Source organism: Hominenteromicrobium sp. (assembly GCF_046974225.1).
Lineage (GTDB): Bacteria > Bacillota > Clostridia > Oscillospirales > Acutalibacteraceae > Hominenteromicrobium > Hominenteromicrobium mulieris.
Genome location: NZ_JBKWAE010000020.1, coordinates 24,813 through 34,067 on the forward strand (window position 1 = coordinate 24,813; position 9,255 = coordinate 34,067).

Annotated in this window: 12 protein-coding genes; 5 read left to right on the top strand and 7 right to left on the bottom strand. The window is 50.9% G+C overall.

What is annotated here, in order from left to right:
• Positions 1 to 4 precede the first annotated feature (4 nt).
• The 5 genes from ACLTX1_RS11855 to ACLTX1_RS11875 are packed head-to-tail and all read right to left on the bottom strand — an operon-like array spanning position 5 to position 3,304.
• Positions 5 to 1,042 (bottom strand): ATP-binding protein, encoded by a 1,038-nt coding sequence (locus tag ACLTX1_RS11855; RefSeq protein WP_412331008.1) that lies wholly within the window; start codon positions 1,040 to 1,042, stop codon positions 5 to 7.
• Complete coding sequence (locus tag ACLTX1_RS11860) at positions 1,042 to 2,370, bottom strand: AAA family ATPase (protein WP_412331009.1); 1,329 nt, start codon at positions 2,368 to 2,370, stop codon at positions 1,042 to 1,044. Before ACLTX1_RS11860 ends, ACLTX1_RS11855 begins: the two co-directional genes overlap by 1 nt.
• 1 nt (position 2,371) lies before the next feature.
• Complete coding sequence (locus ACLTX1_RS11865) at positions 2,372 to 2,857, bottom strand: hypothetical protein (RefSeq protein ID WP_412331010.1); 486 nt, start codon at positions 2,855 to 2,857, stop codon at positions 2,372 to 2,374.
• Complete coding sequence (locus ACLTX1_RS11870) at positions 2,854 to 3,039, bottom strand: hypothetical protein (RefSeq protein WP_412331011.1); 186 nt, start codon at positions 3,037 to 3,039, stop codon at positions 2,854 to 2,856. The genes ACLTX1_RS11865 and ACLTX1_RS11870 overlap by 4 nt, the downstream gene beginning before the upstream one ends.
• Positions 3,040 to 3,061: 22 nt before the next feature.
• On the bottom strand, positions 3,062 to 3,304 hold the full coding sequence (locus tag ACLTX1_RS11875; RefSeq protein WP_412331012.1) for a hypothetical protein: 243 nt from the start codon (positions 3,302 to 3,304) through the stop codon (positions 3,062 to 3,064).
• Positions 3,305 to 3,523: 219 nt separating this feature from the next.
• Between ACLTX1_RS11875 and ACLTX1_RS11880 the strand changes: the two genes are divergently transcribed.
• A complete protein-coding gene (locus tag ACLTX1_RS11880) occupies positions 3,524 to 3,949 on the top strand; it encodes a hypothetical protein (protein WP_412331013.1) in 426 nt (141 codons plus the stop codon).
• A 194-nt stretch (positions 3,950 to 4,143) separates the two neighbouring features.
• On the opposite strand, the gene ACLTX1_RS11885 is transcribed toward ACLTX1_RS11880, so the two are convergent.
• On the bottom strand, positions 4,144 to 4,344 hold the full coding sequence (locus tag ACLTX1_RS11885) for a helix-turn-helix domain-containing protein (RefSeq protein WP_412331014.1): 201 nt from the start codon (positions 4,342 to 4,344) through the stop codon (positions 4,144 to 4,146).
• A 135-nt stretch (positions 4,345 to 4,479) separates the two neighbouring features.
• Between ACLTX1_RS11885 and ACLTX1_RS11890 the strand changes: the two genes are divergently transcribed.
• The 4 genes from ACLTX1_RS11890 (at position 4,480) to ACLTX1_RS11905 (ending at position 9,042) form a co-directional block, all read left to right on the top strand.
• Positions 4,480 to 5,100 (top strand): LexA family protein, encoded by a 621-nt coding sequence (locus ACLTX1_RS11890; RefSeq protein WP_412331015.1) that lies wholly within the window; start codon positions 4,480 to 4,482, stop codon positions 5,098 to 5,100.
• Between the two features lie 28 nt (positions 5,101 to 5,128).
• Complete coding sequence (locus ACLTX1_RS11895; protein WP_412331016.1) at positions 5,129 to 6,586, top strand: GIY-YIG nuclease family protein; 1,458 nt, start codon at positions 5,129 to 5,131, stop codon at positions 6,584 to 6,586.
• Positions 6,587 to 6,825: 239 nt separating this feature from the next.
• The gene (locus ACLTX1_RS11900) at positions 6,826 to 8,319 is read left to right on the top strand and encodes a recombinase family protein (RefSeq protein ID WP_412331017.1); all 1,494 of its coding nucleotides are present in this window, start codon (positions 6,826 to 6,828) and stop codon (positions 8,317 to 8,319) included.
• A gap of 42 nt (positions 8,320 to 8,361) precedes the next feature.
• Positions 8,362 to 9,042, top strand: a complete 681-nt coding sequence (locus ACLTX1_RS11905; RefSeq protein ID WP_412266226.1) for a hypothetical protein — start codon at positions 8,362 to 8,364, stop codon at positions 9,040 to 9,042.
• Positions 9,043 to 9,101: 59 nt separating this feature from the next.
• Here ACLTX1_RS11905 and ACLTX1_RS11910 read toward each other — a convergent pair.
• Positions 9,102 to 9,255, bottom strand: a 154-nt coding sequence (locus ACLTX1_RS11910; RefSeq protein WP_412331018.1) for a hypothetical protein, incomplete at its 5' end; no start/stop codon positions are given.

Below are 9,255 nucleotides of genomic sequence, written 5' to 3' on the forward strand. Positions count from 1 at the left end.
CTCCTTATACGTCAAACGGTAAATCTCTGTTGCTGCGGATTACTGAAAATACTTTCGGCCATGCGCCGATCAGCACGCCCTGCACGAACGCAGGGTCATAGCTCGAGATCGGTGTGTCTTCGGGATAATAGCCCTTCTGCCCAATCGCCATTTGAATTTCCTCTGCGGTTACATGCTCCGGGCGCATGAGGTCTGCAAGTGCTTTCGGCACGTAAGACGGAATGCTGTACGCTTCTTCTGTCGGTGTCTCGTCTAATACGGCGTTCATCTGCTGCACCGGCTCTGCGTTTGTCGGTACGGCTGCCTGCATCGGCTTGCCGCCGATGCACTGCGCGATCTGCGCGTATTCAAACGGCAGTTCATCCGCCAGACCGAAACGGTTCTTCGCGTCCCAGCACGGGTGGTGAGACGTATACATGACGCGCTTGCCGCCCTGTGCCTTGAACTTCTGCCCTTTGTCGTCCGTCTGCACGGCGAACGTCTTGTAGTTCGCGAACAGCACCATGTCCGCCCATTCTTTGACGAGCGGCGAGATCTGGCTGCCGGTCTTCTTGCCGAGCTTCATCTCGTAGCGGTCATACGCCCCCATTTCGTCCGGCTGTTCAAATTTGCGCATCTGTGCGTGCGCGGTCAGCACAACATGTACGCCCGCCTGTACGATTTCTTCAAGACTGTTGAGGAACCGCCCGAATTCCTCTTTTTCGTATACATAGCCGTTTCCGTAGCCGAAATCTTCGATGCCCTTCTTCTGGTATCGGCTGCAAATATCGTCGATGCAAAGCTGTTCCGCCCAGTCGATCGTATCGATGATGAGCGTGCCGCACACCTGCGGGTTCTGCTTGACGTATGTAAGCTCCTGCCGCAGCATCTCCCAGCTTGTGGGCTTGTCCATGCGGCGCACGTCCATATATTTCGTGCTGCCCTCGGTGTCGATGAACAGCGGGTTCGGGAACTGCGCGGCAAAAGTCGATTTACCGATGCCCTCCGGTCCGTAAATGACGACTTTTTTCGCCGATTCGATTTTGCCAGATGTGATATTCATTAGAATTCTCCTGCCTTCCATTCTTTTTTCTGCGGCACTTCGCCCTTGACATAGCCGTCTTCAATGATGATCGAGCACTCGCCGCCGGTGCTGACACGCGTCGCGATCGCCTGCAAGCCCTCCTGCTCGAGCCATGTGCCGAAGTCCTGTAAGGTCTCCGGGTCCATCTGTTCAAGCTTATCGATGAGCACAAACCCGCAGTTCGGGTTCAGTTTGCGTACAATCGCGGTCGAGACCTTGAGCTGCTCACTGCCGCTCATGCTGTCCCATCGGTGCCCGTTGTACGTCAGTTCGCCGTTTTCCACGGATAAGCCCGGCAAAGGCAGCGACGCGTTTTTCAGCAGGTCAATCTTTTTCTGCCGCACGTCGTTCAGCTTTGCGGTCATGGTATCGTACTCGGCGCGGTGCGCGTCCGCATCTTCCTCGGCCTTCTCTTTATTGAGGTTCGTGCGCACCTTTTCGTTGATGACCTCGATGTCGCGGATATTCTGCTCGAGCTCTGCGGTCGATTCATCGTGCAGATTTTCCGCGCTTTTCAGCGCACATTCCAAGTCACGTTCGGTCTTTGCAAGCTGCTGACTGTATGTTGCAAGCTCTGCGCGCAGGTTTTCTACTTTCTTTGTCAAGCGTTTATGTTCTTCACTGATTAAAGTGACATTCATGCGTTTACGATGGTTCTCACCGTTTTTCGCGAGAATCTCTTGCTGTGCCCGGATGAGCTCGCTTGCGGAAATCGGTTCCTTCGGTGCATCCGGGTAATACGGCATTTCTTTCGCAAACTTCGCTTTCTGGTCGGCAATCTGCCCGATTGCACGGCGGCGATTGTAGAGGTCGTTTTCCTGCACCTCGAGCTCTTTGAGCTGCGGGCCTACGCCGATGATCTTCAAAAGCACTTCAGCTTTCTCGCGCGAAGACGCTTCCATAAATTTCGGCAGATCAATCGCAAGTTCTTCCACAAACTCATTTAGGAGCTGCTGTCCGGCGCGCTTGCCGGTCGGGTCCGTGACTTTGAGGTCGCTGTTTTTACCCTTGCGTTCCACCTCAAGTCCGTTACTCATGACGATATGTAAGTGCGGCGGGATTACCGAACCCTCTCTTACGGCCTGCGACGGGCGGTAGCGGTCGCCGCCCAGTGCCCAGGCGATGCTGTCCAGCACAGAAGTCTTGCCCTGGTTGTTGCGTCCGCCGATGATGGTCAGTCCGTTTTCGGACGGCTCAATCTTCACGGCCTTGACGCGCTTCACGTTCTCAATTTCGAGCTTATTGATCTTCATCATTTCTTCAACACCTCGTTCACGACTGTCTTTTACAGTTGTACGCTTTGTCATGTTAAAACTCCTCCTTGAGCACGCGGCGAATGGCGTGGTTTCTGGCCTTATTTTCGATTTCTGTCAGCTTATCGGTCGAAAGCTTTTGCTTCTGAGCCATGTAATAAATTACGGATACGACCGCGCCGTACACAGCAGTTAAATCATCTCCGAGTTTAATATTCGCGGTTACGTCGACGCCGCCGTCCGGGTTTTGCTCTGCAAGCAAGAAAGACCCCTTGACATTCTCAAGAATTCTGTCTATACTCAAATCAGAGTGTTTATCCGACTCTTTCGCCGTTTCGACTGCTGCAACAGCCGAAGCGGCATTTTTCTTTTGAATGAGCTTTTCGTAAAGTCTCTGGGTGTCGTCTCGCAAATCCGCGAGATCGTCGGCGAGGTCGCTGTACAGCTCCGTTTCTTCGCTGTTATCCGCGACGTTCATCGCCGCTTTCAACGCGTCCGCCATGCCGTCGAAGGCGGCTTCTACTTTGTAATACAGGTTCATGCGTTTCTTTCCTTTCTTTTTCTGTACGCATTGATGTTCACGATATTCCCGCACGACCGTGCGGCTTTTCTTTTCCTGCGCTGCGCGGAGATGAGCCGATCAATGACGATCTGGAGCCCGAGCACGGACCCCACGACCGTCCTGATCAGCATCGCAAAGCCGAGCAGCTTGACTAAAATCATGCTTTACACTTCCTTCCAGAATCTAAATCTTCGGGTGGGTCACGCGGGTTCTGCCGTAACCTTCCGGCTTCTCGCCCCAGTCAAAGTTTGTCAGATGCAGGCCATAAGTTTTACGCCACATCATGTCCAGCGCCGCTTCCACGCATCTGCGGTTCTGCGCCACCTGCTCCGGTGTCTCGTCTAAGTATCGTACAATCACCGTCGGCGTGCCGAGGTCGCGCTCCTTGCGTATTTTAGGGGCTTTCTTCGCAGTCGTTTCTTTCATGAAAATCACCTCTTTTCTTTTTATGCGGTGTCGGTTTGTCCATATCCCGCAGCCCTCCCACCTGCCGCCCGTTCAATGACAAGAAAATAATCACTTCGGCGCAAACAAAATGAAATCATGGGAGGTAAGTTCCGGGCGGCATGGGGCAAGGCTGCGGGGCGGGTTGCAAATTTGTCGAGTTGACGTTACAATAATAAAAAAATGAAAGTAGGTGTAATCATGGAACTCGACAGTGCAACTTTGGTGGCTTTAATTGCTGCAATCGCTGCAATCATTGCACCGGTTATAACAAGCTGTGTAACTGGCTTGCTCGAAAACCGCCGCCATAAATTGGATATATCAATCGAAAAAATGAAACTGGTATACCCGGAAAAGCAGCAGGCTTATTTAGCTTTAGCATCCGAGTTATCCCGCTTGGTAGATAGCAACGGGAACGGATATGATCGAATAAAATTGATTTCGCTCCTTAACCGTGCTTTAATACTCTGCGATGAAAAAACCGAAGAAGCTTTACTCGGCGTACGCAACGTGTGTTTCAACGGCGAGTCTCCTTGGAATTATGCTGTATATGCGCTTAGGCAAATGAGCCGTGAATTGCGAGATACGCAAGCACAAATAGACAAATCACACCGACGCTGTAAATAGCCATAGCCACTCTTTTTCCTTTCCCGATCAAAACGATTGAGAGTATCGCAACAAGGATAAGTATCCACAGACAAGTTTTCAATGTTTACCTTCTTTCTCCTCTCCACTCGGCATATTTAATACCGAGTCAATCAAGTCTAAGTTCACTTCCTCCCCTCCTCTCACTCTTTACCATAATTCGGTATCTTTTAGAGTTACCCGCGTGCAAAAAAAATTTCGGCTGGGTTTTGAATTTTAAGCAGCGAAATCATCTTATCGATTTCATCACTGCCGAAAACGCCTTTTTTCATCTTCCCATAGAATGTTTTAGGCGTAATACCAATAGCTTTTGCTACACTCGCCTGCGACATATTGCGCTTGGTAATGATGCCGCGCAGTTCGTCAGTCTGGATCATTTTTTGTATCACCTCTTTTAGTATCTTTTTAGGTTACCTTGAGTATAGCACGCGCAAAGTAACTTGTCAAGATATTTTTTTCTTGACTTGTAACTTTTTCGTGATATAATGAAGTCAAACAGGAGGTGAATTAAATTGACCAAAGGAGAACGTATCAAAGCCAGACGCGAAGAGCTCGGCATCACGCAAGTTGCTTTAGCTGACATGATAGGCGAGAGCAAGCAAACCGTATATAAATACGAAAGTGGTCTGGTTTCCAATATTCCTTCCGATAAGGTAGAACTCATTGCTAAAGCTTTAGGAGTTCAGCCCGAATGGATCATGGGTTGGGATGTTTCAAGCTCCCCTATCCCGCCCGGCTTCATTCCGCTGCCGAAAACATACAAAGTTCCGCTCGTTGGGCGCATTGCCTGCGGTACGCCGATCACGGCTGAAGAAAACCTCGAAGGCTATATAGATGTACCCGTTGACCGTCAAGTAGACTTCGCGTTGCTGTGTGAGGGGGACAGCATGGTTGATGCCGGCATTAAGAACGGCGACGCCGTGTATATTCGTAAGCAACCGACCGTAGAAAACGGACAAATTGCCGCTGTGCGTATCAACGGAGAAGCGACCTTAAAGCGCGTGTATATCAACGGAAATACAATGGTACTCCAGCCTGCAAACGCAAGCTATCCCCCGCTCACCTATTCACTCTCCGACTTAGAAGACGTAGCCATTGAAGGGCTCGCCGTCGGTTTTACGCATTGGTTTTAATCAAAAATGAATAAGAGAGGTATATTTTATGGGTTTACTTGATATTTTTCGCGCTGGTAAAATCCGGCAGGAAAACGAAGCATTAAAGTTGCAGAATAATTTCTTGATACAGAAAAATGCTTTTCTGGATAAGAAACTGCATGATCTCGGCTGCGAAACCTATGAACAGGTGCAGCAGAAATGCGTAGAAGTGCAAAAGCAGATCGGTCAGCATGAAATCGAACTGGATAATCTTGCAAAGCGCTATGAAACAGCAAATGCGGATTTAGCCGAGACCACGAATTCTCTCTCCAAAACGGAAAAACAACTCCAGAGTGCAAATCAGCGCCTGCGCAAAAGCAAGGAACTTTACAAAGCCGTAATGTCCTGTGTTGAAAACTTCACGACATTTGACATTTCCCCGTATAATTGCAAAATCCCGGACGTGAATTTAAAAGAAGCTGATGAGCTCGCCCCGTCGGTCATTCTCAAGCTGCACAGCATGGACGTGCAGTCCCTGCGCAAAGCCTACCGAGAGAACGACCGTCAAATTGAAAGCGTCATGCAGCGATACGCACAACGCTACACCACAAAGGCAAACCAAGCTATTTATAAGCTGATGACCATTGCGCTTCGTGCTGAATTGCAGAACATTCTGACTGATTTGAAATATGAAAAGCTGGATAAAGCGCTCGAGAACGTGCGGTCAATGACGGCTAAGTATTTGCAAATTGCGTCAGACGGTAATCAATCCATTGCCGGAACGCTCACAAAATTTATCGGTGAATTGGAATACCTCTTTTGCAATGCTGTAAAAATCGAGTATAACTACTACGTCAAGAAAGAACAGGCACGCCAGGAGCAACTTGCTTTGCGCGAACAGATGCGACAGGAAGCCGAGGAGCGTAAGGCTCTCGAAGTGGAAAAGAAGAAAGTCGAAGCTGAAGAAAAGAAGTATCAGAACGAGATTGAAAAGCTCTTTGCGCAGGCTGAAACCGCGAACGATGTTGAAAAAGAGAAATTACAGGCACGCATTTTGGAGTTGCAGGCACAGCTTTCCGATGTCGCCGTGCAGAAAGAAAGAATTGCTTCTCTCGCAAACGGCCGCGCCGGCAACGTGTATATTATCAGCAACCTCGGTTCGTTTGGTGAGAACATGTTTAAAATCGGCATGACACGCCGCCTTGAACCGCAAGATCGTATCGATGAGTTGGGCAGCGCAAGCGTACCGTTTAAATTTGACGTGCATAGCTTTATCTTCTCGAACGATGCCGTCGGTCTCGAAGCAAAGTTGCATGAGATGCTCAACAGCAAGCGCGTGAACAAAGTCAACCGCCGCAAAGAGTTCTTCTATGCTTCCATCGATGAGCTCGAAAAATTGGTGCAGGAGATTGAGCCCACTGCCGAATTCAACCGCACCATGATCGCCGAAGAATACCGTCAGTCCCAGTCTTCCGACGTTATCTATACCGATGACATTTCAGACGACGATGAGGACGAAGATTAGTAAATAGAAAAAGCCCCGCCGGTGCTACCAACACCAGCGAGGCCGCCCGGGTCACCCCGGTGGACAATATAAGTCCTGAACAAACTATATTGTACCACCTGACCCGGGCAAAAGCAATAGCCCGGGCATTTTTATGCCCAAAATTAGTCGTTCTCTTTTGAGAGCGTGGATAGAAATAGGACGTGGATAGAAATAGCCGCATATAATAGAGCGGGATAAAAACAGGAGGTACATAAACAATGAGATACGCGATATATCTGCGCAAAAGCCGTGCGGATGATACGTCCGAGCCGCTGGAGGTGACCTTGCAGCGCCACCGCCAGATGCTCGAAAAATACATGCAACAGCACGACATCGCCGTGCAGGACGAAGACGTTTTTGAAGAAGTCGTCTCCGGCGACAGCCTTTACGCGCGTCCGCAAATGCTGCGTCTGCTCGAGGCCGTCGAAGCGGGCACATACACCGGCGTTCTGTGCGTGGATATACAGCGCCTCGGGCGCGGTTCCATGCAGGACCAGGGCATGATCTTAGACGCATTCAAGTGGTCTGACACGAAGATCATCACCCCCACGCGCACCTACGACCTCTCGAACGATATGGACGAGACCTACACCGAATTCGAGAGCTTTATGGGGCGGCAGGAATACAAGATGATCAAAAAGCGCCTGCGCCGCGGATTGAACGCGACGATCGAAAACGGCGGCTATATCGCGAACGCACCGTATGGCTACGACAAGACAAAAATCGGTAAAACGCCCTCACTGAAGATCAATGAAGCCGAAGCGAAGTTTATCCACATGATTTTCGACCTCTACCAAAGCGGCATGGGTACGGCGACCATCGCAACGACGATCGACCGGCTCGGTGCAAGGCCGCGCCGCGGCGAGCATTTCGCGCGCTCCACGGTGCTCAAGATACTCAAAAACGACGTGTACCGAGGGAAGATCGTCTGGAACCGAAAGACGTGCGTGCGCCCCGGACAGCGCGGAAACGAGCATCACCTCACGATCTACAACGCCCCTGAAAAGTGGACTGTTGTTGACGGACTGCACCCGGCGATTATCGACAACGAACAGTTTGAAGCCGTACAGCGGATCCTTGCAGGGCACTATCACCCACCTGCAAACACCGGCAAGCGCATAAACCCCTTAGCCGGTCTCGTACTTTGTGGAAACTGCGGGCGGCCTTTGCAGCGCATTGCAATCCAGTCTGCCGGAGGGCCCTTGCTCGGCTGCCAAGTGCCCGGGTGCATCGTGTCCAGCAAGCTCGAATACGTCGAGCAAGCCGTTCTGCTGGAAATCCAAAAGGAGTTTGATAAGCTCTGCGCCAACGCGGAGCAGAAGCAGCAGAAAAGCAAAATCGACTACGCAGCCATGGCGAAGTCCATAGATGCCGAGATCGGCACGGCACATCAGCAGCTCGGCCGCCTGTACGATCTGGTGGAACAGGGCGTGTACACCATCGAGGTGTTCAACGAGCGACGCGGCGCCTTGCTCAGCCGCATATCGGCGCTGGAAGATGACCGTAAGAACCTTGTCCCGCCCCAACAGCTCGACCTCGAAAAAATGCGTGCCAACATTGAAGCCGTGTTCGACGCCTACCCCACCGCCGATTTCAACACGAAGAACCAACTACTGAAATCCATCATCGATAAGATCGTATATAACAAGCAAAAAGGCGTTCAACCAAAAGGGTTTACCCTCGAGGTTTTTTTACATTGCCTGTACTTATAGCTTGCGCAATGCTTTGATAAAGACTGCTTAGAGGATTTACGTGTGCTGTTTCCCGCCTCGGTGCAGCCCGTTGTGGACGCTTCCGCTAATGTGCGGGTGCGGGACGTTGATGTAATCTCTGTGTACATTGATATGCAGCCGATCCCCTTTAACCGCGGGTATTATTCCATTGATCTCACGTTTTTCTTTGACGTATCTTTGGAGCTGTACGGCGGCGCGACAGTGGGCTGCGAACGCGTAAGCGGTATTTCAATTTTCAATAAGAAGGTCATTCTCTACGGCAGTGAGGGCAACGTGAAGATGTTTACAAGCGAGAGCTGCCGTGACGAAGCCGATTTACAGGGCAATAAGGTCTTACCCAAGGCGACTGTGCAGGTCGCACAGCCGGTGGCGCTTTCCGCAAAGCTTTGCGAGCACTGCCGCTGCGGCTGCGAGCCCTGCTGCGTGATCCCGGACTGCATTGCAAGCCGTTACGGCGGCGCGTTTGAAACGGTAGAGCAGAAAAACACCGTATACGTGACGATCGGCCTGTTTACCATCGTGCAGATTGTGCGGAATGTGCAGATGCTCATTCCCGCGTTTGATTTCTGCATTCCGGATAAGGAATGCGTCACCTCTGGCGACAATCCCTGCGAGCTGTTCCGCAAGATTGATTTCCCGACCGACGAATTTTTCCCGCCGAAAGCGAGCGACTGCGGCTGTGGCTGCGGCAGACAAAATTAGAACCGCATTTGAATAATATAAGCCGTGCACTTTGAAAACGGGTGCACGGCTTACTCTTTTTATACTTTTGTCAGTCTTGCGAAGTTTGCAAACAGCTTTTTGGTGCCGACTTTGTCAAACGCGACTTCGAGCAGCGTATCGTTCGCCATCGGCGTGGCGGAAACGATGAGACCCGTGCCGAACGCCTTGTGCAGGACAGTATCGCCTACGCGG

Coding starts and splice junctions, on each gene's coding strand:
- ACLTX1_RS11885 (WP_412331014.1), bottom strand. CDS start 4,344: ATGATCCAGACTGACGAACTGCGCGGCATCATTACCAAGCGCAATATG.
- ACLTX1_RS11875 (WP_412331012.1), bottom strand. CDS start 3,304: ATGAAAGAAACGACTGCGAAGAAAGCCCCTAAAATACGCAAGGAGCGC.
- ACLTX1_RS11855 (WP_412331008.1), bottom strand. CDS start 1,042: ATGAATATCACATCTGGCAAAATCGAATCGGCGAAAAAAGTCGTCATT.
- ACLTX1_RS11870 (WP_412331011.1), bottom strand. CDS start 3,039: ATGATTTTAGTCAAGCTGCTCGGCTTTGCGATGCTGATCAGGACGGTC.
- ACLTX1_RS11860 (WP_412331009.1), bottom strand. CDS start 2,370: ATGACAAAGCGTACAACTGTAAAAGACAGTCGTGAACGAGGTGTTGAA.
- ACLTX1_RS11865 (WP_412331010.1), bottom strand. CDS start 2,857: ATGAACCTGTATTACAAAGTAGAAGCCGCCTTCGACGGCATGGCGGAC.
- ACLTX1_RS11900 (WP_412331017.1), top strand. CDS start 6,826: ATGAGATACGCGATATATCTGCGCAAAAGCCGTGCGGATGATACGTCC.
- ACLTX1_RS11880 (WP_412331013.1), top strand. CDS start 3,524: ATGGAACTCGACAGTGCAACTTTGGTGGCTTTAATTGCTGCAATCGCT.
- ACLTX1_RS11895 (WP_412331016.1), top strand. CDS start 5,129: ATGGGTTTACTTGATATTTTTCGCGCTGGTAAAATCCGGCAGGAAAAC.